Here is a 24,614-nt window from a genome sequence, read left to right on the forward strand (position 1 = left end):
CTATCCCCCTTATCCTCCCCCACCCCACCATCCCGCATACTCCACCCATCCCCTCACCATGCGCGGTCATGACGAGTGATGAGTGTGGGGAATGTCGGGGAGCACGGGGTCGCCCAGGCTTGCGTACGGCTGCTGACCACCGGTCCGGGACTGTCGCATTGCTGCCAAGGCAGTCAATGCAACGGCCCAGCCTGAAAGGGTGACCGCTCGATGCGGGTACGAAAAAACCCGACACAGTGGCGAGGCCTTGGTTTCACCATTCCACTACCCAATCGAGACCCAGGTCTCGCCATTGTCGCATGTTCATCCCCGCCCGCTCGCCGGACGGTGCTTTTGCACGCCGTCCCATCCTGGGACACTTCACCCCATAGGGACCGGCGCGGCCTTACACCTGAACCAAACCGAGAACGAACAGAGGTCGAATCGGGCGAGTTGGGCAAATGCGGGTTTGTTCACCGCTACATCTGGTAGGTGCCGGACCCGTGCCAACCATTTGCCGCAACCCCACCGTGAACAGCGGGGAAAATGCTCCAAATCCGTTCAGCATCCCTACCAAACCTTTAATTTCGCAGAGAATCGGCCAAACCTTCCCGAGACATTAACGCGTCATTCCGGCGCTCGGGCCCCGCCTTCAGAGCTTGCTGCCCGCTCCACCGGCCTTTCCGCAGCGCAAATTGAGGATAAACCCGTTGACCGTCCCACAATGGGAAGAGGCGCTGTGTGCGGCTAAACCACGTCGAGCAAACAAAAACGCCCCCGGCGAGGGCCGGAGGCGTTTGATAAACCGATAAGACTGGCGTCAGTACTTCATGCCGGTCAGCACCATGGAGAGATCGCCCATATTGGTGGTCAGCATCACGCGGTATGGAATGAAATAGCCCGTCTCGCCCAGCGGCGCGTACCACAACAGGATGCGGCTGCTATCGGCCAGATAGTTGGTGATTTCGGACGTGGTGAAGTGGCCCGAAATCGGCGTGTATTTGACGCTGCACAGCACCACCGGACCCTGATAGCCGGTGCGCGGCGAGGTCGCCTTGTCCTCACCGGCAAAACTCATGGCGATATTGAAGCGCTCGACGCCGGTGAAGACGTTGACCTTGCGCTGGCACATCGACTTGTCGAACGAGCCGCCCTTGATGACGAAGGCGGAGAGGAAATCGCTCACCCCGCTCAGGTGGACGCGCTCAACCGGCACGCGATCGTAGTTGTCGAGGATCGGCGGCTCGACCTTGAACGAGGACACCGACTTGCCGGCGAACTCCACATCGACGCGGAATGACTCGCCATTGGCCTTGGTGCGGAGGTTGAATTTCTCGGACGACAGCCCCGTCGCCGTCGAGCCACCCGATGAGCTGGCGCTCGCCGTGCCGCTGGCCACCAGCGTACCGAGCCCCGCCACATTGGCGGACAAATCAAGATTATAGCGCGATCCCGTATCGGTGAGATCGACATTCATCGACGCGATATTGATACCGCCCAGCGTCAACACGTAGCGGGCATTGGCATCGACCTCTGCCGCCTGGACGGAAAAGCTCGCAAGAAAGGCGAGGGCGGCAATTGGCGCAATTCGGAACTGGTTCAACGTCTTCGTCTCACGGGAGGGCGCTACGGGCCGGACAAACGCCCGCTCCGAATCAGCTATTGGAATGAAAATGCCGTGCCCTTATGGCCCATGCAAGGCGCTCGCGGCCGTTTGAGGGCCAGTTTACCTTGACGCCGCCGCCCCTTTTCTCTAAAGACCGGCCAAGATTTCACAACAATCGAGGCCCGTCGCGGAGTTAGCCGCAACGCAGGACCTTTACACAAATAGGATATCTCTAAATGGCACGTCGCTGTGAATTGACTGGCAAGGGCGTAATGGTTGGCAACAACGTTTCGCACGCTCTCAACCGTACCCGTCGCCGGTTCCTCCCGAACCTGATCAACGTGACCCTGATCTCGGACGCTCTCAACCGCCCCGTCAAGCTGCGCATCAGTGCTGCAGCTCTGCGCACCGTTGAGCACCGCGGTGGTCTCGATGCCTTCCTGATCAAGCAGAGCGACACCGATCTGTCGCCGCTCGCACAGGGCATCAAGAAGGAAATCCGCGCCGCTCTCGCAGCTGCCTAAGCGGTCCGACGCCTGACGAATTTCAGCCGCGTGGAGTTCATCTCCACGCGGTTTTGTTTTGCGCTATACTGCGCAGATAAGCTCCCCGCCCCGGTCTTTTGCCGGATCAGCGGACACATAGAGGTGCATTCTGATGCTTGCTCGCTTGCTGGCGGCTATTGCTGCCATGGTCGTGGTCGTTGCCGCGTCCAATATTCTGGTTCTCTACCCGCTTGAGGCCCATCTAGGCACGGTCAATCTGGCCGACCTGTTGACCTGGGGCGCCTTCACCTTCCCCTTCGCCTTCCTCATCACCGACCTGACCAACCGCTACGATGGCCCGCGCAATGCGCGGCTGGTCGTGCTGGTGGGCTTTTTGGTGGGTCTGGCGGTGTCGTTCTATCTCAGCGCCAATCCGCTCCCCTGGAACGCTGGAGGCGATCCAGCCACCACCCAGCGCATCGCCATGGCCTCGGCCACGGCCTTTCTGGTCGGCCAGCTGCTCGATATCGCGGTGTTCTCGCGCCTCCGCGCCACCAAGGCCTGGTATCTGCCACCGCTGCTTGGTTCGCTCTTCGGCTCGATGATCGACACGGCAATTTTCTTCACTGTTGCCTTCTCGCCCGCGCTTGCCGGTATTGATGCCCTGTTTGGCCTTCAGGACGGCTCCCTGGGCTTCCCCGCTCCTTGGCTGGGCGTTGGGCCCGAAGTGCCGCTGTGGACCTCGCTGGCGTCTGGAGACTTCATGGTGAAATTCCTCGCCGCGCTGCTCCTGCTGGCGCCCTATCGGATATTGATGGGCAAGATCCGCCCCCTGCCGCCGCTCGGCGCACGGGCCTGACGCTCACTCCGGCAGCGCAAACTCCAACAGCAGGTTGCGCTGCCAATCCATGAAGTTGTCGTCCGAGCCGATCAGGATGCGCGTCTCGCCATCGGGCGCGGTGTGCACGGCCAGCGATTCCATATTGTCCACCTGCCCGCCCGATGCCGCCAGCAGCAATTCGCCCTGCAGAACACCCCCCGGCAGCACATCAGCCGCCCGCACCCGCCGCAGCGTCATCGAAAAGGTCAGGAACGACACACCCCGCTCCAGCACCAACAGGTCCCCGTTGGGCAGAAATGCGCAATCGGTCGGCACCAGCCCGCTTGAGCCGACATAGGACAAGGGCCCGGTATCGCCCTGCCCCAGCATCCAGCCCCGGTGGTTGCCCGCCTTATCCAGCGCATTTTCGGTGATCAGCACGGTCGATCCCGCAACCGGGGAGGCTGGCGGCGCGATGCACACCGATTCCAGCGATTCATTGGTGCGCAGAGCGCTGAGCCATTCCGGCAGCGGCACTTCCCGCGCAGGCCCCCCCGGCACTCCATTGATCAAGGCATAGTCCGAGACGCGCGTCAGATGCTCAAAGCTGACCCGGACCGCCACCGGCACGCCATCGCGGAACACGGTCTCGACCGATTCGGCGTCGCGGGCATATTGGCGGGGCAGCGGTTGACCCTTGGAGTTCTGCATCGGCTCGATGGTGACGCCGATGAAGCCCATTAGCGTGGACACATCGTCATAGGCCAACTGCCCCGAGACGAAATGGCCCCGATCGCTGACAAACACCATGCGCTGATTTGGGCCGGTTGGGGCGAGGCCAGACAGGCCCCCAAACGTATCGAGGGGGCTCGACATGGCAATGCCGCCCCGCCAGATCAACTTATCCACGCGCTGCCCGATCGCGCTATTCTTGAAGCTCGTGATCGGCACAGCGGTGACGCTGGCCTCAACGGCTTGGACCTTAATGGCCTGTCCCGCCAGCAGCGCCGCAAGTGCGACGACAACCAGCAGACGCATCAGCGGCCGCGCCGACGGGCTTGGGAGGGCAGTTCTTCGTCAAACAAAGCGGCCAATTCGTCGGTCAAAGCGCCGGCCAGTTCCTCGGCATCCAGCAGCGTCACGGCGCGACGGTAGTACCGCGTCACGTCATGGCCAATGCCGACGGCCACCAGCTGGATCGGCGAGCGGGTTTCGATCTCTTCAATCACCTGGCGGAGATGGGCTTCAAGATAATTGCCAGCGTTCACCGATTGCGTCGAATCATCGACCGGTGCGCCATCGGAGATCACCATCAGGATGCGGCGGCTCTCGGGACGACCCATCAGGCGCTTGCGCGCCCATTCGAGCGCCTCGCCGTCGATATTCTCCTTGAGCAGACCTTCGCGCATCATCAGGCCAAGGTTCCGGCGCGCATGGCGCCATGGCTCGTCGGCCGCCTTGTAGATGATGTGGCGCACGTCGTTGACGCGACCGGGATTGGCCGGGCGGCCGGCTTCGAGCCAAGCCTCACGCGACTTGCCGCCCTTCCAGGCGCGCGTGGTGAAGCCCAGGATCTCAACCTTGACGCCGCAACGCTCCAGCGTACGCGCCAGGATATCGCCGCAGATCGCCGCAATTGTGATCGGGCGACCGCGCATCGACCCGGAATTGTCGATCAGCAGGGTGACGATGGTGTCACGGAAATCGGTGTCGTTCTCGACCTTGAAAGACAAAGCCTGCATCGGATCGGTGACGACACGCGTCAGACGCGCCGTATCGAGCAGACCCTCTTCGAGATCGAACTGCCAGGAGCGATTCTGCTTGGCCATCAGGCGGCGCTGCAGCTTGTTGGCCAAGCGCGCCACGGCGCCGGCAAGGTTTTCCAGCTGCTTGTCGAGCAGGGCCCGGAGCTGGTCGAGCTCATCGGGTGGGCAAAGCTCGGCCGCCTTGACGATCTCGTCGAACTTGGTGGTGAACACCTTGTACTGGAACTGGTTGGACAGGCGCTCGCCGCCATCCTTGGCGGGCGGTGGCATGGGCGCGTCTTCGCCGGCCTCGGAGGCCGCGTCTTCGTCGCTGTCGGCCATGTCCGATTCGATGCCGTCGACATCGCCGGTTTCTTCCGACTCGCCAGCCTGCTCGTCCTGCTCGCTCTCGGCCTGCTCGTTCTCGCCTTCGCCCTGTTCAGGAGCCTTGTCAGAGCTGTCGCCGCCTTCGGGCTCCTGATCGTCGCCATCTTCTTCGTCGGAAGAATCAGGATCCTCGAGCTCGCTTTCCGGCACCAGGTTCAAATCGCGCAACAGCGCCTTGGCCGCCTTGGAAAAGGCGTCCTGGTTTTCATAAAGGTCGAGCAGTTCGTCGAGCGACTTGCCACCCTTGTCTTCGATTTCCTTGCGCCACAGATCAACCAGCGCGTGCCCCGAGGGCGGCACCGGCACACCGGCGAGCTTTTCGCGCAGCAACAGGCCCAGGGCTTCAGCGATAGGGGCATCGCCCTTGTCACTCACCTCGGCAAAATTGGCGCGGAACAGCCGATCTTCCAGCATCTCGCTGATATTGCCGACCATGCCGGGCATGCGCACGCAGCCCAACGCTTCGACACGGGCCTGCTCGAGCGCATCGAAGGCAGCGCGAGCGATGGGATCCATCGGGCTGCGCTTGCGGTGCGTTTCAGGATCATGGCTGGCCAGGCGCATGGCCATTGCGTCGCCCTGCCCGCGGGCAATGGCGATATCGCGGCGCGTCGGCAGGCGCGGCAGATTGGCCAGACGCGCCTTGTCGCTGGTCAGCAACGGGCGATCCGCCGTGAAGCTCACCTCAAGTTCGGCCTTGGCGCCAATGGCGCGCACCGTTGCACCCATGGCGGTTTTGAACGCCTGGGTCTGGTCTGGCTTATTGGCTTTGCTGCGCGGTGGTTGTGCCATGAAACTGCTCGTCGGTTGGGGGAATGGCCCCCTCACCCGCCGCTAAGCGGCGACCTCCCCCCCAAGGGAGAGGTGAGAAACGCCGAACCCCCTGCACCTCTCCCTTGGGGGAGAGGTCGGCCCAAAGGGCCGGATGAGGGAGCCGTTTACTTAGAGCGAGACAGCCAGATTGGCCGACGACTCGGGCAGATCTTCGCCGAAGACGCGCTGGTAGAACTCGGCAACCACAGGGCGCTCAAGTTCATCGCACTTGTTCAGGAACGTCAGCCGGAAGGCAAAGCCGACATCGCCACCGAAAATCTGCGCGTTTTCCGCCCAGGTGATCACAGCGCGCGGGCTCATCACGGTGCTGAGATCACCGTTGATGAAAGCCGAACGGGTGAGATCGGCCAGACGCACCATGTTGGAAACGAGCTTTTTGCCCTTCTCGGTCTCGCCATAGAACTTGTTCTTGGCCAGAACGATGCCGACTTCCTTATCGTGCGGCAGGTAGTTCAGCGTGGTGACCAGGCTCCAGCGGTCCATCTGACCCTGGTTGATCTGCTGAGTGCCGTGATAGAGGCCCGACGTATCGCCCAGGCCAATGGTATTGGTGGTCGAGAACAGACGGAATGCCGGATGCGGGACGATCACGCGGTTCTGGTCGAGCAGGGTCAGCCGACCCGCGACTTCGAGCACGCGCTGGATCACGAACATCACGTCCGGACGACCAGCGTCGTATTCGTCAAACACCAGCGCGACATTGTTCTGCACAGCCCATGGCAGGATGCCGTCACGGAATTCGGTGATCTGCTTGCCGTCCTTGAGCACGATCGCGTCCTTGCCGACGAGATCGATACGAGACACGTGGCTATCAAGGTTCACGCGAACCAGTGGCCAGTTGAGGCGTGCCGCAACCTGCTCGATATGGGTCGACTTGCCGGTGCCGTGATAGCCCTGCACCATGACACGGCGATTGAAGGCAAAACCGGCGAGGATCGCCAGCGTCGTGTTGCGATCGAACAGGTAATCCGGGTCGATCGGCGGCACGTGGCTATTGGCTTCCTTGTAGCCCATCACCTTCATGTCGGTATCGATGCCGAACAGCTCCCGAGCCGAATATTCGGTGTCGGGCAGATTGGTGTACTCAGTCATGACAAAGCTCTTGGCAGGAAATCGAGGCGAAACAGGCGGGAAAGTCGGCCGCTCTATAGCAGCATTATGACGCGCGCGGTAGTCACCGGAGCGTCGCAACTACTTTGCGACGAACCCCATTTTCTTGAGATGGCTATAGGCCGCGATGATGGTGCGCAAACGGTCTTCCGAGGACTTGTCGCCACCATTGGCATCGGGGTGATGCAGCTTGACCAGCGACTTGTAGGCGGCCTTGATCTCGTCGGACTTGGCGTGGCCCAGAATGCCCAGCGTTTCGAGCGCGCGGCGATCCTGCTCGTGCAGCGGCTTGACGCGCTCCGAGGCAGGCTTTTGCGACTGCCGATGGCGATACTTGGCGAACACCCCAAACGGATCGCCATAACGGTCGCCCGGCTGCATCCCGGCAGCCCGTGCGGTGCGCGATGCCTTTACTCCGGGATTGCCCGTGGCAAAGCTCGAGCGGCTTTCGGCCTTTGGTGGCGCATGAAGCGCCTCGTCCAGCTGCTCCTTGTCCATATCGGCAAAGAAGTTGAACGAGGTGTTGTAGTGGCGCACATGCTCAAGGCAGAAGTGGTGATACTGCCCCTCGCCGCGCGCGCCTTTTGGCGCCTTGTACTCACCAGCCTTCTCGCAACCCTCCCAGTCACAAGGGTGCTCTGCCGGCGCAGGCTTTTCATCCTTGCGGGGCTTGATGCGAATGGAATCAAAGATCTTGGACGACAGTTTCGTTCTCGCCTAGTTAAGTGCCAACACCAGATGGAAGGCCCGCCGCCATGAGCGTCAAAGACACCCTGACTGCAAAGCTTGCCGACAAATTTGCCCCCGTTTTCCTCGATGTGATCGATGAATCGAACCAGCATTTCGGTCACGCCGGATGGCGGGAGGGTGGTGAAACCCATTTTCGTGTCAGAATCGCGACCCGTCATTTTGACGGGATGAGCCGCGTGGCGCAACACCGCGCTGTCATGGACGCGCTGGACGCCGAACTCAAGGGCCCAGTACACGCGCTTGCGATCGATGTCCTTCCGGTTGGCGGGCCACATCAATAGCTCGCCAGCATTGGCAGTTCCGATATCTCGCTGTCCGGTCTAACCGGGCAGCGCCAAAAGTCTCAAATCAAATGCTGCGCATTGCGTCGAGATAATCCGACACGGCCTTGGCGTCGACATTCTTCTCGATGAACGCCTTGCCTATACCATGAGTGAGAATGAAGGTCAGCGCTCCACGGCTCACTTTCTTGTCCTGAGCGATGGCGGCCATCAAGACCCCGGTGGAGCCAACCGTTCCAGGGATCTCTGCCAAGGTGGTGGGCAGGCCCGATTTCTTCAAGTGCGCCGCAATCCGGCCGGTGTCCTGGCTCGGGGCCAGACCGAGCCGCGCCGAAAAGCCATGCGCCAGAACCATACCGATGGCGACACCCTCGCCGTGCAGCAGGCGATCCGAATAGCCGGTGTCTTTCTCCAAGGCATGCCCAAAGGTATGCCCAAGATTGAGCAGCGCCCGCACGCCCAACTCTTTTTCGTCCTCGATGACGACGCGTGCCTTGTGAGCGCAACAACGGGCAATGGCCTCGCCCCGCGCTGGGCCACCGGCAAAAATCTCGGCCTGGTGCTCTTCGAGCCAGAAGAAAAACTCTTCGTCATCGATCAGGCCATATTTGACCACCTCGGCGTAACCGGCCGCGAACTGGCGCGGGCTCAGCGTATCGAGTGTCGACAAATCGGCCAGCACCAGACGGGGCTGATGGAACGCGCCGATCAAATTCTTGCCATGCGGGGAATTGATCCCCGTCTTGCCGCCCACCGAGCTGTCGACCTGCGCCAAAAGCGACGTCGGCATCTGCACGAAATCCATCCCGCGTCGCGCGATGGCAGCTGCAAAACCAGCAAGGTCGCCGATCACACCGCCACCCAGCGCGATGATCAGGTCACCGCGCTCCAGCCGCGCCGCCAGAATGCCCTCGACGGCCTCGCCGAGTAGCGCCCAGGATTTGGTGCTCTCGCCAGCCGGCAACACGATCTCGGTATGCCCGAGCCCTGCCGCGTCCAGCGACGCGATCAGTCGAGGCAGCTGAGCTGCCGCAACATTGTCATCGGTAATGATGCCGTAGCGGCGCCCCGGGAAGCGCTCAGCGAGAATCGCCCCCGCATCACCGATCAGGCGGTCGCCGATCAAAATGTCATAGGCACGATCGCCAAGGGCGACGTGTACGGTGTGAGCAATGGAGGCCATCAGGTCAGTCCTGGCGCTTGAGATAGGTGAGAACCGCGTCGATCACATCGCCTGCCACCACGTCCTGCGGCACATCGCGAGAGGCAACGGTAACGTCAGCCTCGGCATAGATGGGGTAGCGTTCTTCGATCAGCTTTTGCAGCGTGGCGCGCGGATTGGCCGTCTTGAGCAGGGGCCGGTTGGAGCGGCGCGACACGCGCTCGAACAGAATATCGATCTCGGCCTTAAGCCAGACCGAAATGGCTTCCTCCTTGACCAGCGCCCGCGTCTCGAGATTGACGAATGCCCCGCCGCCGGTGGCCAGAACGATGCCCTCGTCCTTGAGCACCCGGGCAATGACGCGGGTTTCCCCGGCGCGAAACTCAGGCTCGCCGCGCTGCTCGAAGATTTCGGGGATGGTCATATGGGCCGCCCGCTCGATCTCTTCGTCGCTATCGAGAAAATGGCGGTTGAGTCGGGTAGCGATACGCCGACCCACGGTGGTTTTTCCGGCACCCATCATGCCGACCAGCACCAATGGCCTGCCGGCGAGCCGCTCGGCAAGTTCCTCGGCGCGTGCCTGTCGCGATGCCGCGTCGGGACGGTTCAAACAATGGCTCCTTGATCCTGTCGCTATCAAGCCGTCCTCGCCGCACCTGTCAAGAACTTGCGCGCCAAAGCGGGGGTAAACCGCTATGCCTACGGAAATGAAACCATTTACGATCAAATTGTCAGCAACCTGAACCGACAAGAGGCCGGAACACCATGCCGACCCTGATCCGACTCATCATCACGCTGCTTTTTCTGGCAGGCTTGGTCTATGCCGGGATGTTCGCGCTGGTGGTCTATGTCCAGCCCACTCAAAAAGAGCAAACCATCCGCATTCCGGCGCGCGAATTGCTTGGTGGCGGGGCGCCCGCACTGCCCGGACAGGCCCCAACCGAACCCGATGCAGAGCCAGCGGCACGATGAGCCATTTGATCGGTGCGTTTTTGGAAATGATGAGCGCCGAGCGCGGCGCCGCCAAAAACACCATCGACGCCTATCGGCGCGACCTCTCGGATTACGCCGGTTTTGTCGTGGGCAAACACAAGACGCTGCTCGATGTCGAGCGCGATGTCGTCACGTCATACCTCGACCAGCTTCGCCGCGATGGCCTGTCGGCCGCATCAAGTGCCCGCCGCCTCTCGGCAATCCGCCAGTTTCACCGCTTTTTGTGTGCCGACAATCTGCGCGGTGACGACCCGACGCGCATCATAGCCAGCCCCAAAAGCCGCCGCGCCTTGCCCAAGGTTCTGTCCATTGCCGAAGTGGATAAGATGCTGTCACTGGCCGAAAAAGAGGCCAATGCCGCTGCCGAACCCGAGCAGCAGGCTCTGGCGCTGCGGCTCTATCTGCTGCTGGAACTGCTCTATGCCACCGGCATGCGCGTCAGTGAGCTGGTAAGCCTGAAGCGGGCTGCGGTGATGCGCGATGCCAGCTTTATCACCGTCACCGGCAAGGGCAACAAGGAGCGCATTGTCCCACTCAACGACCGCGCTCGCGATGGCATCAAGGTCTATCTCAAAACCCTCGAACCCGGGCCATTTCTGTTTCCCGCTGCGGGGGCCGAGGGCTATCTGGCGCGACAGGTGTTCGCCCGCGATCTCAAGGGGTTGGCGGCACGCGCCGGGATCAGCGCCTCCCGAGTAACGCCGCACGTGTTGCGCCACGCCTTTGCCAGCCATCTGCTGGCTGGGGGCGCCGATCTGCGCGTGGTGCAGATGCTGCTCGGGCACGCCGATATTTCGACAACGCAGATTTATACCCATGTGCTCGACGAGAAATTGCGTAGCCTGGTGGAAGCCCACCACCCCCTTGGGGATGGTTAGCAGACCGACCCAATCGGCTAACAGACTGTTAGCATCCACACCCGTGTGCTGTTCGATTGTGCCAAAGCCTTGACTTGGCATTGCGCCGTCGCCACTTTCCGGCCACTTTAGGGCGCAACAGCAGCGACCATAGAAAAGGGTCGTGGCAACATGACCCCTAACGGGCAGGTGGAATGCAGTCTTATCTCGATTTTGAAAAGCCGGTCGCCGACCTTGAAGGCAAGATTGCCGAGCTCAAGTCGCTGGCAGCTACCGATCAGGCCGTCTCCATCGACGAAGAAGTCAATCGACTGTCGAGCCGCGCCGAAGAGGCGCTGGTCGAAGTCTACAAGCGGCTGACGCCCTGGCAAAAGACGCAGGTCGCTCGCCATCCGCAGCGCCCGCACTTCTCCGACTACGTCCGCACCCTGATCACCGAGTGGACCCCACTGGCCGGTGACCGCAAATTCTCCGAAGACGCTGCCATCCAGGCCGGCTTCGGTCGCATCAATGGCCAGCCTGTCGCCATCCTTGGCCAGGAAAAGGGCAATTCCACCGAATCGCGCCTCAAGCACAATTTCGGCATGGCGCGCCCCGAAGGCTATCGCAAGGCCGTCCGCATCATGGACATGGCCGACCGCTTCAACATTCCGCTGATCTCGTTCGTCGACACCGCTGGCGCCTATCCCGGCATCGGCGCTGAAGAGCGCGGCCAGGCCGAAGCCATCGCACGCTCGACCGAGAAGTGCCTTGAGCTGGGCGTGCCCAACATTGCCATCGTCATCGGCGAAGGTGGTTCGGGCGGCGCCATTGCCATTGCCGTCGCCAACCGCGTCCTGATGCTCGAACACGCAATCTATTCGGTCATCTCGCCAGAAGCAGGCGCATCGATCCTGTTCCGCGACGCTGCCCGGGCGCAGGACATGGCCACGGCCCAGAAAATCACCGCACAGGACCTCTTCGGCTTCGGCGTCACCGATGGCATCATCCCAGAGCCAACCGGCGGCGCGCATCGCCATCCCGACGTGGTCATGGCCGCAACCGGCGCCGCAATCACCAGCTTCCTGGCTGATTTCGCCGGCAAGTCTCGCCTCGAAGTGCGTGAGCACCGCCGGGAGAAGTTCCTGGCGATCGGAACGACGCTCTAAGCGCCGTCTCGTCAGGCAGATCCAAATCATAGCCATCCCCGCTTCGGCGGGGATGTTTGTTTGTGGGCCCCGCCCACTGCCGAAAGCTGTTGTTCTGTTCAATTTTACAGAACTTCCGGCACTATTGGGGGCATGGTAAGGGTTCGTTCACCAGCATTCATAATGCTGCGGTAACCAGACCCTCATAAGGGTGACGCACTTTCTGTTTTTGGGCAGCCGATCTTGACCGCCACTCTCCTTCGCAAATTCTGTTCAGCGCTGATCTTGCTCTGGGTGGCCTTTGGGCTTGCCGCATGCGGGGGCTTCGTCAAAGCCGGCGACAATCGCCACAACCAACCTCTGGCTAGCGGGACGGTGTCGGCCCTGCGTGCCATGGGATCTTCGCCCGGCGAAGCCATGGTCATCCGCATCTTCAAGGAAGAAAAGACCCTTGAGGTCTGGAAGCGCACCAGCGCCGGCCAGTACAAGATGTTCAAGACCTACGAGATCTGCGCCTTTTCCGGCAATCTCGGCCCCAAGATCAAGGAAGGCGACCGGCAGAGCCCCGAGGGTTTCTATACGATCACGCCCGGCCTGATGAACCCGAAGTCCAATTACTACCTGGCCTTCAACACCGGCTTTCCCAACAAGTTCGACCGCTCTTGGGGGCGCACCGGCTCTGATCTGATGGTGCATGGCGATTGCTCGTCACGCGGATGCTACGCCATGACCGATGAGGGCATTGCCGAGATTTACGCGCTGGCCCGCGAAACCTTCCAAGGCGGCAACAAGAGCTTCCAGCTGCAGATTTTTCCGTTCCGCATGACCCCCGCCAAGATGGCGAGCAATGCCTCGAGCGAACACCTCAATTTCTGGAAGAACATCAAGCAGGGCAATGACCTGTTCGAAGTGACCAAGTCGCCACCCGCCTGGGACGTGTGCGAACGCCGCTATATCTTTAATCCATCCGGGAGCGGCCCGCTGGATGCCATGGGCGCCTGCCCGGCCGTGGTGCAGAACGCTGCCGTGGTTGCCAAGCAGCAGGCTGACGAAGCCGCCTTCACCAAGACGCTGGCAGCCGAAGAGAAAAAAGTCGCCGACGCCGCTGCGGTCAAGGCACGTGGCGAAGCGATCAATGGTGCGGTCAACGGCGCTGTCTCAGGCCTGTTTGGCGGATTGTTCGGGGGGAACAAAGATGCTGACGTCGTGGCCGTAATGAGCGGCAAAACGGCGCCAATTCCACTGCCACGTTTGGCACGGCCATAGCGCCGCCCTCATCGGGGCCCAGAGCTTGGGCCCCTGCAACGGAGACGACCACCTTGGAAGCTGACCTGGCAGAGCCGGTGGCACCGAAAACCGATATCGACGCACACAAGCCGGCGCGGCGTGGCCCGCCTTGGGCGCAGATCCTGAGCTTTGTCGTGGGGCTGGTGGGCGTGGCCGCACTGGGCGCAACCGGCTGGGTCTATGCCGAGACGCAGCGCGAGATCCGGCGCATGTCCACCGACATCGCGCAGATCAGGTTGAGCCTTGAGCTCTATGGCCGCCAGCAATCGCCCGGCGCGGCCAGCGCCACCGACACCAGCAGCGCGAGCAGCCTGCAGGACCTGTCCAATCGGCTCGGCATTCTCGAAGAAAGCTGGCGCAGCGGCAAGGCATCCTCAGGAGCGACTAGCCTGCCTGCGGTGCCCACGACCCCAACCGCATCAGCAAATGCCGCTGGCGGGGACTGCCTACCCTCTGGCACGCGCATCCTCGTGTCGGCGGGCGACAGCTACCCCATTTGCGGCCAGCCCGTCTCGGTTAGCATCGGCGCCGTTGATAATGGCTTCATGAACTTGTCCGACGGCACCACCATCGCAGCCGGTGGCACCATCGCGCTGGTTGGCAGCTCCTGCATGCTCACCGCCATCTCTGCGGGCGACCAGGGCATGACGGGATATGCCGAAATTCGGGTGAGCTGCTGATCGGGGCTTGGCTCGGCGTTTAGTCGGTAGGCACGTCGTCAACGCTCGGTCCAAGGGGGATTCCCGCTTTCGCGGGAATGACGCCGTGGGTGCGAATGCACTTTGTCCCTCCGACCACAGTTCCCTCTCCCATCGCTCGTCACCCTCGGGCTTGAGCCGGGGATGCATCCAGAGATGCTGGGGTGAGCCACCTTGCGGCCATGGCGGCACCTCGGGATGGACCCCGGCTCAAGGCCGGGGTGACGCTGTGGGGAGGCGGCCACCACTCCCCCAAAACGAAAAAGGCCCGGACATCTGTCCGGGCCTTCTCAATTTCACACCTTGCTCGGCGTTAGAACGCGCCGTGGCAGTGCTTGAATTTCTTGCCGGAGCCGCAAGGGCATGGCGCGTTGCGGGAGACGCCTTCGAGCAGCTTGGGGTCGATTGGGCGGAGCGATGGATCGCTGCCAACGGCACCCAGCGAGTCAGCGATGGTGTCGTGGCCGTCCGCATCGTTCTCACCGGTCAGCGGATCGATGTGGGTTTCCTGCAGACGGCTGAAGTCAGGCTCCTGTGGCTCGGGCTGACGGATCGTCAGCTCGATATGGCTCAGCTGACGCGTCACCAGTTCGCGCAGGCTCGTTAGCAGGGTCTGGAACAGCTCATAGGCTTCCTGCTTGTATTCGTTCAGCGGGTCGCGCTGGGCGATACCGCGCCAGCCGACAACCTTGCTGAGGTGATCGAGCGTCACCAGGTGCTCGCGCCACAGGCTATCGATGGACTGCAGCAGGATGGACTTTTCCACCTGACGCATGATCTGCGGCGAGTACTTCTCGGCCTTGGCATCAGCCTGCTCGTTGGCCGCGGTCAGAAGGCGCTCGGTGACGATCTCGCCATCGATGCCTTCTTCGGCGATCCAATCGGCAACTGGCGCATCGACATTGAGCATGCTGCGCGCTTCAAGCTGCAGTAGTTCTGCGTCCCACTGTTCTGGATAGGAGCGCGGAGGAATAGCCTTGGCGACGACGGCGTCGACCACGTCCTGGCGCATGTCTTTGACGGTCTCGCTGACGTCTTCAGCGTCCATCATTTCCAGACGCTGTTCGAAGATCACCTTGCGCTGATCGTTCATCACGTCGTCGTACTTCAGGATATTCTTGCGGATATCGAAGTTGCGGGCTTCAACCTTGCCCTGCGCACGCTCGATGGCCTTGGTGACCCAAGGATGGGTGATGCTCTCGCCCTGCTCGAGACCGAGCTTGCCGAGCATGGAATCCATGCTGTCGACCGGGAAGATCCGCATCAGATCGTCCTGCAGCGACAGGAAGAAGGCCGAATGGCCCGGATCGCCCTGACGACCGGAACGACCGCGCAGCTGGTTGTCGATACGGCGGGATTCGTGACGCTCGGTGCCGATGACCATCAGGCCACCTGCGGCCAGGGCCTGCGCCTTGTGCTCGGCAATGGTCTTTTTGATCTCGGCGATCTTGGCTTCGCGCTCTGCGCCTTCCAGACCAACGGTTTCCTTCTCGATGCGCATTTCGAGATTGCCGCCGAGCTGAATGTCGGTACCGCGGCCAGCCATGTTGGTCGCAATGGTGATCGCGCCGGGCAGACCAGCATCGGCCACGATGAAGGCTTCCTGCTCGTGGTGACGTGCGTTCAGCACGTTCATCTGCCCGACATTCTTGCCACGCAGGATATCAGCCAGCATTTCCGACTTTTCGATCGAGGTGGTGCCCACCAGCACGGGCTGGCCGCGCTCCTGACACTGCTTGATCATGTCAGCAATGGCGTCGAACTTTTCTGCCGCAGTGCGGAAGATGGCGTCTTCGTCGTCAATACGCTGCACCGGCACGTTGGTCGGCACGGTGACGACGTCGAGCTTGTAGATGTCGGCAAATTCTTCGGCTTCCGTCAAAGCCGTACCGGTCATGCCGGCGAGCTTTTCGTAGAGACGGAAATAGTTCTGGAAGGTGATCGAAGCCAGCGTCTGGTTTTCAGGCTGGATCTTGACGTGTTCCTTGGCTTCGAGGGCCTGGTGCAGGCCTTCCGAATAGCGGCGGCCCGGCATCATGCGGCCGGAGAACTCGTCGATGATGACCACTTCGTCATTGCGGACGATGTAGTCCTTGTCCTTGCGGAACATCTTGTGGGCGCGCAGGGCCGAATTGGCATGGTGCACCAGCGCGACGTTTTCCACGTCATACATCGAGGCGGACTTGAGCAGACCATCTTCAGCCAGCTTGGCTTCCAGGCGCTCGATACCGGCATCGGTAAAGGTGGCCGAACGCTGCTTCTCGTCGATCTCGAAGTCACCGTCCTCAAGGATATACATCAGCTTGTCGATGGTGGTGTAGAGATCGCTCCGGTCTTCGGACGGGCCCGAAATGATCAGCGGGGTTCGTGCTTCGTCGATCAGGATGGAGTCAACTTCGTCGACGATGCCGAAGGCATGGCCGCGCTGCACCATCTGCTCGCGCGTATATTTCATGTTGTCGCGCAGATAATCGAAGCCGAACTCGTTGTTCGTGCCGTAGGTAATATCGGCAGCGTAGGCGGCCTTGCGCTCCACATCGGTCAGGCCATGGACAATGATGCCATAGCTGAGACCGAGGAAATTGTAGATCTGACCCATCCAGGCCGCGTCGCGACGCGCCAGGTAGTCGTTGACGGTCACGACGTGAACGCCCTTGCCGGTCAGCGCATTGAGATAGACGGCCAGCGTCGCCACCAGCGTCTTGCCTTCACCGGTGCGCATTTCAGCGATGGAGCGATCGTTCAGCACCATACCGCCGATCAGCTGCACATCGAAGTGGCGCATGCCGAGCACGCGCTTGCTGGCTTCGCGGACCGTGGCGAAAGCCGGCACGATCAAATCATCGAGATCGGCGCCCTTTTCGATCTGCGCCTTGAATTCGGCAGTACGGGCGCGCAGCTGCTCGTCGCTGAGCTTTTCCAGCTCTGGCTCGAGCGCATTGATCGCGGCGACCTTGCCGTGGAACCGCTTAACGTGCCGATCAGACGGAGAACCGAAAATCCGTCGTGCGAGCGCACCAAATGCCATAAGTCAGTCCTTTTATTGCCCGTCGCGGAGGCCCGGAAAGAGGCGGAGCAAGCTCGGCTCTATCATTGTCGGCGCAACAGGAAAGCCTTTCCGGCTTTGAATTTGGATCGTCCCACCGGGCGGCGGGAAAAGCGGCTGAGATGTAAGAGCGGACCCTTGTCTTGTCAACGTCGCCAAAATCGGCCAAACCTCGACGGCCCTCCCGTCAAACCGGGCAAAACCGGGGCTCTTGGACCGATTGCCACTCACGAAATACGGCGTGGCACATTTTGGCCCTCTTGCCGTGGGAGGGCAGGCAAGACATCTGGTTTGATACCACCTGCCGACCATCAACGAGCCAGGGCGCGCTGCCAAGCCCGGCCAAGGAGACCTGATCCCATGTCGTTTTCTACCCTGCGCCTCGCCTGCACCGCGAGCGTCCTGGCCCTCGTGATGGCCGCCAATGCCGTTGCCCCCGCCATGGCGCAGGACGCGGCGCCAGCTGCAGCAGCAACCTCGTCGCCTGAAGCGCCAACGCCCGAAACCGTGGTCGCCACCGTCGGCGGCGAGACCATTACCGAAGCCGATCTGGGCTTTGCTGCTGAAGACCTGACTCAGGAACTCAGCCAGATGCCACCAGCCGAGCGCAAGCCGTTCCTGCTGCGCGTGCTGATCGACATGAAGGTCATGGCCAAGGCCGGCGAAGCATCCGGCATGGCCGACACCCCCTTGTTCCAGCAGCGCCTCGACTATCTCCGTGACCGCGCCCTGCGTCGCGCCTACTTCGCCGACACAATTGCCAAGTCGGTGACCGAGGAAGCTGTGCGCGCGGACTACGACAAGTTCGTTGCTGACTTCAAACCAGCCGAAGAAATCCGTGCCAGCCACATTCTGGTGCCCACCGAAGACGAAGCCAAGGCAATCAAGGCCGAGCTCGATGGCGGTGCAGACTTTGCAACCCTCGCCAAGGAAAAGTCGATCGATCCAGGCGCAGCCAATGGCGGCGACCTCGGCTTTTTCGGCAAGGGCATGATGGTGGCGCCATTTGAAACCGCCGCTTACGCTCTGACCGAAATCGGCCAGATCTCCGAGCCCGTGCAGTCCCAGTTCGGCTGGCACATCATCAAGCTTGAGGAAAAGCGTGAATCCAAGCCGCCAACCTTTGAGCAGGTCGCACCCCAGCTGCAGCAGCAGCTGCTGATGACCACGTTTGACACCACCGTTGCCAAGCTGATGGAAGGCGTTGCGATCGACATTCCAGATCCCGCGCTCAAGGCCGCTGTCGACGCCCAGACCAAGACCGACGCAGAGGCCGAGCAGGTTCCTGCGCAATAATTGCCTTTCGGTTCGGGGGCTTGATGCCCCCGGACCACTTTTGTTTGCATAGCGCCAGCCAAGAGCGCGCCAAGCCCCGCCAGCGTCTTGCGAACGCCTTATCTTTGGGGCACACCAAAAGCCGATATTCGTCCTTCGATAAGGCTCGGCACTATGGCTATTCCGGTTTCTCCCCTCGCTCCCAAATCCTATCCGGACCTGCCGGCCATAGCCGGGGTGCGCTTTGCCACCGCCGAGGCTGGCATCAAGTACAAGAACCGCACCGACGTGCTGCTGATGGCCTTCGACGAGGGCACGGTTGCTGCCGGCGTGGTCACCAAATCCAAATGCTCGTCGGCCGCCGTCGACTGGTGCAAGGCCAACCTGCCGGGCGGCGTGGCACGTGGCCTCGTGGTCAATTCGGGCAATGCCAATGCCTTTACCGGCGCCAAGGGCCAGAAATCGGTCGAGCTGACCGCCGACTTTGCCGCTAAAGCACTGGGCTGCGCCCCATCGGAAATCTTCCTCGCCTCGACCGGCGTGATCGGCGAGCCGCTCGATGCGTCCAAGTTTGCCGGCGTGCTCGACACCATGGCCACCCGTCTGGTCGACACCCCATGGATGGACCCAGCCAAGGCCATCATGACCACCGACACCTTCCCCAAGCTGAGCGGCGCGATTTTCGACATCGACGGCACGGAAGTCAAAATCAACGGCATCGCCAAAGGCTCGGGCATGATTGCCCCCGACATGGCCACTATGCTGAGCTTTGTCGTCACCGACATGCCGATTGCGGCGCCCGTGCTGCAGGCGCTTTTGGCCAAGCACACTCAGACCAGCTTCAACGCCATCACTGTCGATAGCGACACCTCGACTTCGGACACGCTGCTGGCTTTTGCCACCGGCAAGGCTGATGTCGACGCCATCGAAAGCCTTGATGACCCGCGCGCCGAAACCTTTGGCGAGGCGCTGCGCGACGTGCTGTTCGACCTGGCCATTCAGGTGGTGCGTGACGGCGAAGGCGCAACCAAGCAGGTTTCCATTCACGTCGAAGGCGCGGTTGATGACGCCAGCGCCTTCCGCATAGGCAAGGCCATTGCCGACTCGCCGCTGGTCAAGACCGCCATTGCCGGCGAAGACGCCAATTGGGGTCGCGTAGTGATGGCCGTGGGCAAGGCGGGCGAACCGGCCGACCGCGATAAACTGGCGATCCGCTTCGGCGACCTTTTGGTCGCCAAGGACGGCGAGCGCGCCGCCGTTTACGACGAAGCCGCCACCTCGGCCTATATGAAGGGCGAGGACCTGGAGCTGACGGTGAGCCTGGGGCTCGGCGAGGGCAAGGCCACGGTTTATACCTGCGACCTCACCCATGGTTACATCACCATCAATGGCGACTACCGGAGCTGACATGACGCTTCCTACGGTCGACGCCTTCGAGCGGGCCGGGCTGAAGGCCTGGCCCGGCATTGAAGAAAAATGGGACGGTTCGTGGATCCGGCGCGCGGCAGGTGGCTACACCAAGCGCGCCAATTCCGTTCAGTGCTTTGATCCCGATGATTTCGAAGACGCCGACCTGCGCGTGATTTCGGCCAGCACCTGGATGGTGATCCGCAAACTCCGCCCCGTGTTCCGAATTACCCCGCTGTCCAGTCCCGAGCTCAATGCCACGCTGGATGAATCCGGTTGGGCAGAGATCGATCAGAGCCATTTGTTTGCCATGGAGCTTGGTGATCACGAAGCGGATAAAGAGGCCGAATACCTGCCGGTGCTGGACCCCAAATTTCTCGCAGCTGCGCAAAAGCTTGGCGGCTATGACGAGGCCACGGTCACGGGGCTGAAAAACCTGCTCGGCGCGCTCAAAGTGCCCGCTGCAGGTATCGTGCTGGCGCGCGACGGCGAAGCTGTCGCCACCTCCATCATGGCCCTTGCAGACGGCATCGTCATCACCGGCAACGTCGTCACCGATAGCACCCGTCGTCGGCAGGGCCTTGGCTCGGCGATGATGCGGTCGGGCCTCGCATGGGCCAAACGCGAGGGCGCCAAAGTCGCCGCACTCAATGTGCAGGCCGACAATGAGGGGGCCATCGCGCTCTATAACGGGCTCGGTTACGCCCACCAGTATGACTACAGCTACCGCGTTCCGGGCAGTCCAAAATGAGTGAAAATAAACTCCTGCTCGTCGTCGCCTGTGCGCTCGTCGATGCCGACCGCCGCGTACTGATCGCCCAGCGCCCTGAGGGCAAAGCCATGGCCGGGCTCTGGGAATTTCCGGGCGGCAAGATCGAACCCGGCGAAACTCCGGAAGCGGCTCTGATCCGCGAGCTGGAAGAAGAGCTGGGCATCTCCACCAAGGAAGCCTGCCTCGCCCCGATCTCGTTCGCCAGCCACCCCTATGCCCATGGGCACTTGTTGATGCCGCTCTACGCCTGCCGCAAATGGCAGGGCGAGCCTGTCGCCCGCGAACACACAGCCCTCAAATGGGTGCGCCCGCAGGCGCTGCGGGACTATCCCATGCCGCCTGCCGACGAACCGCTGATCGCGGCACTGTGTGATCTGCTCTAGCGACATCAAGCGCCGGGCGTGAGGCGCGACTTCTCCGCCCACCGCGCGGCCGTCACCCTCGGGCTTGACCCGAGGGTTATACACTTTGCGATGGGGAAAGACCCCTCGGGTCAAGCCCGAGGGTGACGATCGAGGATAGTCGAGAGTGATGATGCCGGTTGCACGGCATTCACCCCTCATCGGGCGCTGCGCGCCACCTTCTCCCCGAGGGGAGAAGGGAAGGCGTGATCACGGCAGCATTCTATTGCAGCGCGACCACCTTGTACTTCTGGCCCGGCACGATGGGGTCGCCTGGGTAGAGGTCGTTGATGATGTAGAACAACTCGGTGCCGCGGTTGAGGCCTGCCATCTGGCGGGCCAGCGAGTCTGCGGTTTCCCCTGCCTTGGCCGTGACGATGCGGACGGCGACCTTGCGGATTTGCGACAGATCGGACGCGTCGGTCCGACGGAAGCTCTTGAGCGTGGCTTCGGCGCCCTGGGCAAAGCGGGTGCTATCGGCCTTGGCGGCGAAGATGAAGCGATAAACCTGTCCATCGACGCGCATCACCGAGACGCGGAAGAACCATTGATCAGTCTGGGCGACGCCCGAGGCCATCTCGATGCCGTTATAGGTCTGGGTGGTGACGCTCTGGCTCTTGAGGCCAGCGATCCAGCCGGACTTGAGATAATCGGCGAGGCCCACGCTTGGCTGCACATCGGCGCTATCAAAGCGCACGGCTTCGCCATCGCCCGCGACGCCGACAACGGCGCTCTGCGAGTTTTGCAGCGTGTAGCCCTGGGGCACGGTGAAGGTGAATTTGCTGCTCGACTGGATGAAGCGACGACCAATGATCGAGCCCTGTGCCGGGCTGTCGCCAAAGGTGAGGCCGGAGATCGAGGCCAGATAGCCAGCCCGGTCGGTTTCGCCAACGCTGGCCTGACCGAACATGGAGCGCGCGGTTTCAAGCGCCTTCTGCACACGGGCCGGGGTCGATGGATGGCTCGACAGGAACCCTTCCCCACCATTGGCGCCGGCCGAGAAGGTTGCGAACCGGCTCATGACGCCGAGGAAACGTGCGGCGGCCGTGGGGTCATAGCCCGCCTTTCCGGCAAACTTGATGCCTTCGCGGTCCGCTTCCAGCTCCTGGTTCTGCCCGAAGGCAGCCATGGACTGGCGCGTACGATTGGCCGTGGCATCGGTCGAAGTGTCGCCACCGAAGACGCCAGTGATCACACGATCGACAATCGCCGTGGTGCGGGTGCGGTCGGTGCGGGCGCGCGCATGGCGGAGCGTCACGTGGGCAATCTCGTGCGCCAGAACCGCCGCCAGCTCGCTGGTATCGGAGGCCAGCGCGAGAATGCCGCGCGTCACATAGATATAGCCGCCGGGCAGCGCAAAGGCGTTGACCTCGGAACTATCGAGAATAGTGACCTGGAACTGCGCATTGGGCTGGTTGGCGGCGGCAAGCAGACGGCCGACAATGCGCGCCACCATGATTTCGGCGGGGCGGTCGGAATAGACACCACCATAGGCGGCGATGATGCGCGGATGCTCGCGACGGCCAATAACGGCGTCGTCGGGATCGGTGCCTTCCGGCACCACCGTTGGTGCGGGATTGTCACCGGTCTGGCTGACCACAATCTTGGAACCAGTCAGCGATGTGCACGCCCCCAGCGCCAGCAGCATCGCTGCCAAGAGCCCGGTCCGCAGTCCGTTCGCAATACGCCCCTTGCCCGTCATTGTGTGGCCAAGACCTCAATCTGTTCGGGATGGGTGATTTCAATGCGTGGACCATCCCGGTCATCCACCCATCCTCTGATACGCACCAGCGCCCCTTCAAGGGACACCGGATCAATGTCATCGGCTTTAAAGAGTCGCAATGCCGGCGCCTCGATCACAGCCGTAAAGTCTTCTTTCCAGAAGCGCCCGAAATTGAGATAGACCCGCCCGCTGCGCTGATCAGCCAGCAGGACGCGTCCCTCGATAAGTTCATAATGGCCTGCCCGATCAATGAAGCTTTCGGGCCGGTCCGCCGCACGCACGCTGTAATAGGGATCGCGCCAGATTCCAAGCCCGGCCATGCGCGCCTGGCCCTCTGCCGCGAACAATTGATCGAGACATTTCCTGTTGTCTGGAAAGGAATAGACCCGCGCCAAACCTTTGGCGACCATCTCGCGTTGCGCCCAGATTTCGCCCTCGGCCCCCTCGACGAACACATGGGCTAGGGCACGCTCATAGCGATCAACTTCCTCGCCACCATAACCGAGCCGCACGGGCTTGTTCAGCACCATGGTTTCGAGCGCGATCTTGGCTTCGGGTGCCAATGGCCAGGTTGGGTAACCCTCTCGTCCCAGTGGTAATTTTGGCGCCTGCGTGCCGATCAGGCGCACCACAAGACCGGAGTCCAGCACCACCGTATCGCCATCGGTAACCTGAGTGACGACACCGCCCGTAACCATGCGCAACTGCTCGCAGGCCAGTGCCGCTGCCGAAACCGACGAGAGCGCAGCCAGCGTTGCAAGATGGGCGAGGCCGCGCTTGAGCAAATCATACTCCAGGAAAGACTTTTTTCACCATGCACTCAAATAAGGCAAAAAATCATTACCAGCGCCGAATTTCCCTCCAAGACGAAAACCCCGCCACAACAATCGTCGTGACGGGGCCAAACCACTGTTACATCAGCGATTAAGTCGCTCAGGCGTCGATAAGGGCGTAAACCTTCTCCCATTCACCAGCCAGGAACTTGGCCGAATAAATGCCGCCAAAGTTGGTGCTGCCGCGCGCGACGTGGACCTTGCCAGCCGCAACGGCAGGGATGCGCGACCAGATTGGGTGCTTCTGGACTTCCTCATAGGTGCCTTCGGCGAAGAGCTCGGCATAGAGGATGGCGTCATAATCAGCCAGCATGTCGGGCAAAAGCTCCATGCTGACCGGCCCCTCTTCGATGATCGAAGGGTCGATGGTATGGCCGCCGATATCGGCCAGCACGTCGGCATGGTTGCTGCCCTTGCCGCGGATCATCATGGTCTGATCTTCGGGGAAGAAGTGCAGCGCGATGACCTTGGAGTTGGCTACGGCTTCGGCGTGGCGATCGCGGATGCCGGTGACATAGGTGTCAAAATCCGCCACGGCTTCGCCGGCCTTGCCCTCCATGGCCAGCCATTCCGACACATTGGCCAGATTGGCGCGCCAGCCAATCTTGGCATCGAGCGGCAGCACAGGCGCCAGGGTACGCAGCTTCTGCAGCGGCCAGCCTTCGCTATCACCCCAGTCACTGCACAGGATCAGATCTGGCGCGAGGCCCAGGATTTGTTCGAGATTGGGCGGGGAGCTGAGGAATGGCGCATCGGTCTCGGCGGCAACCCATGGGTTCACCGGCGCGTGGCTGTAGCCGATCACGGGCAGCTTCAGCGCCAATGCGGTTTCCAGATCAATGCGCTCGTCAATGGCAATGACGCGCTGCGGATTGGTGGGCACATCATAGGTGCCGATCCAGTTGGTGATGGTGCGCGTGCCGCTGTCCTGCGCGAAGGCGCGGGCGGTGGGCAGGGTCAACAGCGCTGCACCGGCGCCAAGCGTGAATGTGCGACGATTGAGCCGGATCATTGCGGCCTCCAGATGGGACTAAAA

23 protein-coding genes are annotated in these 24,614 nt (G+C 61.8%); 12 read left to right on the forward strand and 11 right to left on the reverse strand.

The window, feature by feature from the left end:
- Positions 1-799: 799 nt before the first annotated feature.
- A complete protein-coding gene (locus WH87_RS14455) occupies positions 800-1,582 on the reverse strand; it encodes a DUF3108 domain-containing protein (protein ID WP_046140857.1) in 783 nt (260 codons plus the stop codon).
- 239 nt (positions 1,583-1,821) lie between these two features.
- On the opposite strand from WH87_RS14455, the gene rpmB reads away from it, so the two are divergent.
- Positions 1,822-2,109 carry a 50S ribosomal protein L28 gene (gene rpmB, locus WH87_RS14460; RefSeq protein ID WP_046140856.1) on the forward strand — a complete coding sequence of 96 codons (288 nt, stop codon included), beginning with the start codon at positions 1,822-1,824 and terminating at the stop codon, positions 2,107-2,109.
- A 133-nt stretch (positions 2,110-2,242) separates the two neighbouring features.
- Entirely contained in the window at positions 2,243-2,929 is a 687-nt protein-coding gene (locus WH87_RS14465; protein ID WP_046140855.1) for a queuosine precursor transporter, read from the forward strand.
- Positions 2,930-2,932: 3 nt separating this feature from the next.
- On the opposite strand, the gene WH87_RS14470 is transcribed toward WH87_RS14465, so the two are convergent.
- From WH87_RS14470 to WH87_RS14485, 4 genes are all read right to left on the reverse strand, one after another.
- A complete protein-coding gene (locus tag WH87_RS14470) occupies positions 2,933-3,928 on the reverse strand; it encodes an esterase-like activity of phytase family protein (RefSeq protein ID WP_046140854.1) in 996 nt (331 codons plus the stop codon).
- A complete protein-coding gene (gene cobT, locus WH87_RS14475; RefSeq protein WP_046140853.1) occupies positions 3,928-5,814 on the reverse strand; it encodes a cobaltochelatase subunit CobT in 1,887 nt (628 codons plus the stop codon). Before cobT ends, WH87_RS14470 begins: the two co-directional genes overlap by 1 nt.
- 150 nt (positions 5,815-5,964) lie before the next feature.
- On the reverse strand, positions 5,965-6,948 hold the full coding sequence (gene cobS / locus WH87_RS14480; RefSeq protein ID WP_046140852.1) for a cobaltochelatase subunit CobS: 984 nt from the start codon (positions 6,946-6,948) through the stop codon (positions 5,965-5,967).
- Between the two features lie 99 nt (positions 6,949-7,047).
- Positions 7,048-7,503, reverse strand: a complete 456-nt coding sequence (locus WH87_RS14485; RefSeq protein ID WP_052726675.1) for a J domain-containing protein — start codon at positions 7,501-7,503, stop codon at positions 7,048-7,050.
- 218 nt (positions 7,504-7,721) lie between these two features.
- Here WH87_RS14485 and WH87_RS14490 point away from each other — a divergent pair, with 218 nt between their 5' ends.
- The gene (locus tag WH87_RS14490; RefSeq protein ID WP_046140850.1) at positions 7,722-7,997 is read left to right on the forward strand and encodes a BolA family protein; all 276 of its coding nucleotides are present in this window, start codon (positions 7,722-7,724) and stop codon (positions 7,995-7,997) included.
- A gap of 67 nt (positions 7,998-8,064) precedes the next feature.
- On the opposite strand, the gene aroB is transcribed toward WH87_RS14490, so the two are convergent.
- Complete coding sequence (gene aroB / locus WH87_RS14495; RefSeq protein ID WP_046140849.1) at positions 8,065-9,180, reverse strand: 3-dehydroquinate synthase; 1,116 nt, start codon at positions 9,178-9,180, stop codon at positions 8,065-8,067.
- 4 nt (positions 9,181-9,184) lie between these two features.
- Positions 9,185-9,769: a shikimate kinase gene (locus WH87_RS14500; RefSeq protein ID WP_046140848.1), complete on the reverse strand. Its 585-nt coding sequence runs from the start codon at positions 9,767-9,769 to the stop codon at positions 9,185-9,187.
- Positions 9,770-9,924: 155 nt separating this feature from the next.
- On the opposite strand from WH87_RS14500, the gene WH87_RS14505 reads away from it, so the two are divergent.
- The 5 genes from WH87_RS14505 (at position 9,925) to WH87_RS14525 (ending at position 14,103) form a co-directional block, all read left to right on the forward strand.
- Positions 9,925-10,131, forward strand: coding sequence for a hypothetical protein (locus WH87_RS14505; protein ID WP_046140847.1), 207 nt, complete (start codon positions 9,925-9,927; stop codon positions 10,129-10,131).
- Positions 10,128-11,030, forward strand: coding sequence for a site-specific tyrosine recombinase XerD (gene xerD / locus WH87_RS14510; RefSeq protein ID WP_046140846.1), 903 nt, complete (start codon positions 10,128-10,130; stop codon positions 11,028-11,030). Before WH87_RS14505 ends, xerD begins: the two co-directional genes overlap by 4 nt.
- Positions 11,031-11,203: 173 nt before the next feature.
- Positions 11,204-12,157 (forward strand): acetyl-CoA carboxylase carboxyltransferase subunit alpha, encoded by a 954-nt coding sequence (locus WH87_RS14515; RefSeq protein WP_046140845.1) that lies wholly within the window; start codon positions 11,204-11,206, stop codon positions 12,155-12,157.
- A 222-nt stretch (positions 12,158-12,379) separates the two neighbouring features.
- Positions 12,380-13,402 carry a L,D-transpeptidase family protein gene (locus tag WH87_RS20350; protein ID WP_197410820.1) on the forward strand — a complete coding sequence of 341 codons (1,023 nt, stop codon included), beginning with the start codon at positions 12,380-12,382 and terminating at the stop codon, positions 13,400-13,402.
- A gap of 53 nt (positions 13,403-13,455) precedes the next feature.
- On the forward strand, positions 13,456-14,103 hold the full coding sequence (locus WH87_RS14525; RefSeq protein ID WP_046140844.1) for a hypothetical protein: 648 nt from the start codon (positions 13,456-13,458) through the stop codon (positions 14,101-14,103).
- A 331-nt stretch (positions 14,104-14,434) separates the two neighbouring features.
- Here WH87_RS14525 and secA read toward each other — a convergent pair whose 3' ends face one another.
- Positions 14,435-17,149, reverse strand: coding sequence for a preprotein translocase subunit SecA (gene secA / locus WH87_RS14530; RefSeq protein ID WP_046140843.1), 2,715 nt, complete (start codon positions 17,147-17,149; stop codon positions 14,435-14,437).
- Between the two features lie 378 nt (positions 17,150-17,527).
- On the opposite strand from secA, the gene WH87_RS14535 reads away from it, so the two are divergent.
- The 4 genes from WH87_RS14535 to mutT all read left to right on the forward strand — a co-directional run bounded on the left by WH87_RS14535 (position 17,528) and on the right by mutT (position 21,004).
- Positions 17,528-18,463, forward strand: a complete 936-nt coding sequence (locus tag WH87_RS14535; protein WP_046140842.1) for a peptidylprolyl isomerase — start codon at positions 17,528-17,530, stop codon at positions 18,461-18,463.
- Positions 18,464-18,616: 153 nt separating this feature from the next.
- Positions 18,617-19,849: a bifunctional glutamate N-acetyltransferase/amino-acid acetyltransferase ArgJ gene (gene argJ / locus WH87_RS14540; protein ID WP_046140841.1), complete on the forward strand. Its 1,233-nt coding sequence runs from the start codon at positions 18,617-18,619 to the stop codon at positions 19,847-19,849.
- A gap of 1 nt (position 19,850) precedes the next feature.
- Positions 19,851-20,600, forward strand: coding sequence for a GNAT family N-acetyltransferase (locus WH87_RS14545; protein ID WP_046140840.1), 750 nt, complete (start codon positions 19,851-19,853; stop codon positions 20,598-20,600).
- Complete coding sequence (mutT, locus tag WH87_RS14550) at positions 20,597-21,004, forward strand: 8-oxo-dGTP diphosphatase MutT (protein ID WP_046140839.1); 408 nt, start codon at positions 20,597-20,599, stop codon at positions 21,002-21,004. Before WH87_RS14545 ends, mutT begins: the two co-directional genes overlap by 4 nt.
- 241 nt (positions 21,005-21,245) lie before the next feature.
- On the opposite strand, the gene WH87_RS14555 is transcribed toward mutT, so the two are convergent.
- From WH87_RS14555 to WH87_RS14565, 3 genes are all read right to left on the reverse strand, one after another.
- Positions 21,246-22,670 carry a M48 family metalloprotease gene (locus WH87_RS14555; RefSeq protein ID WP_245622437.1) on the reverse strand — a complete coding sequence of 475 codons (1,425 nt, stop codon included), beginning with the start codon at positions 22,668-22,670 and terminating at the stop codon, positions 21,246-21,248.
- Between the two features lie 50 nt (positions 22,671-22,720).
- On the reverse strand, positions 22,721-23,530 hold the full coding sequence (locus WH87_RS14560) for a thermonuclease family protein (protein WP_156458247.1): 810 nt from the start codon (positions 23,528-23,530) through the stop codon (positions 22,721-22,723).
- A gap of 148 nt (positions 23,531-23,678) precedes the next feature.
- The gene (locus WH87_RS14565) at positions 23,679-24,590 is read right to left on the reverse strand and encodes an ABC transporter substrate-binding protein (RefSeq protein ID WP_046140837.1); all 912 of its coding nucleotides are present in this window, start codon (positions 24,588-24,590) and stop codon (positions 23,679-23,681) included.
- Positions 24,591-24,614: the final 24 nt, after the last annotated feature.

The sequence above is a fragment of the Devosia epidermidihirudinis genome (genome assembly GCF_000971295.1).
Taxonomy (GTDB): Bacteria; Pseudomonadota; Alphaproteobacteria; order Rhizobiales; family Devosiaceae; genus Devosia; species Devosia epidermidihirudinis.

Excerpts from the sequence above, each read along its gene's own strand:
- rpmB (WP_046140856.1), top strand. The coding sequence starts at position 1,822 with ATGGCACGTCGCTGTGAATTGACTGGCAAGGGCGTAATGGTTGGCAAC.
- WH87_RS14465 (WP_046140855.1), top strand. The coding sequence starts at position 2,243 with ATGCTTGCTCGCTTGCTGGCGGCTATTGCTGCCATGGTCGTGGTCGTT.
- WH87_RS14470 (WP_046140854.1), bottom strand. The coding sequence starts at position 3,928 with ATGCGTCTGCTGGTTGTCGTCGCACTTGCGGCGCTGCTGGCGGGACAG.
- cobT (WP_046140853.1), bottom strand. The coding sequence starts at position 5,814 with ATGGCACAACCACCGCGCAGCAAAGCCAATAAGCCAGACCAGACCCAG.
- cobS (WP_046140852.1), bottom strand. The coding sequence starts at position 6,948 with ATGACTGAGTACACCAATCTGCCCGACACCGAATATTCGGCTCGGGAG.
- WH87_RS14490 (WP_046140850.1), top strand. The coding sequence starts at position 7,722 with ATGAGCGTCAAAGACACCCTGACTGCAAAGCTTGCCGACAAATTTGCC.
- aroB (WP_046140849.1), bottom strand. The coding sequence starts at position 9,180 with ATGGCCTCCATTGCTCACACCGTACACGTCGCCCTTGGCGATCGTGCC.
- WH87_RS14505 (WP_046140847.1), top strand. The coding sequence starts at position 9,925 with ATGCCGACCCTGATCCGACTCATCATCACGCTGCTTTTTCTGGCAGGC.
- xerD (WP_046140846.1), top strand. The coding sequence starts at position 10,128 with ATGAGCCATTTGATCGGTGCGTTTTTGGAAATGATGAGCGCCGAGCGC.
- WH87_RS14515 (WP_046140845.1), top strand. The coding sequence starts at position 11,204 with ATGCAGTCTTATCTCGATTTTGAAAAGCCGGTCGCCGACCTTGAAGGC.
- secA (WP_046140843.1), bottom strand. The coding sequence starts at position 17,149 with ATGGCATTTGGTGCGCTCGCACGACGGATTTTCGGTTCTCCGTCTGAT.
- WH87_RS14535 (WP_046140842.1), top strand. The coding sequence starts at position 17,528 with ATGTCGTTTTCTACCCTGCGCCTCGCCTGCACCGCGAGCGTCCTGGCC.
- argJ (WP_046140841.1), top strand. The coding sequence starts at position 18,617 with ATGGCTATTCCGGTTTCTCCCCTCGCTCCCAAATCCTATCCGGACCTG.
- WH87_RS14545 (WP_046140840.1), top strand. The coding sequence starts at position 19,851 with ATGACGCTTCCTACGGTCGACGCCTTCGAGCGGGCCGGGCTGAAGGCC.
- mutT (WP_046140839.1), top strand. The coding sequence starts at position 20,597 with ATGAGTGAAAATAAACTCCTGCTCGTCGTCGCCTGTGCGCTCGTCGAT.
- WH87_RS14555 (WP_245622437.1), bottom strand. The coding sequence starts at position 22,670 with ATGCTGCTGGCGCTGGGGGCGTGCACATCGCTGACTGGTTCCAAGATT.
- WH87_RS14565 (WP_046140837.1), bottom strand. The coding sequence starts at position 24,590 with ATGATCCGGCTCAATCGTCGCACATTCACGCTTGGCGCCGGTGCAGCG.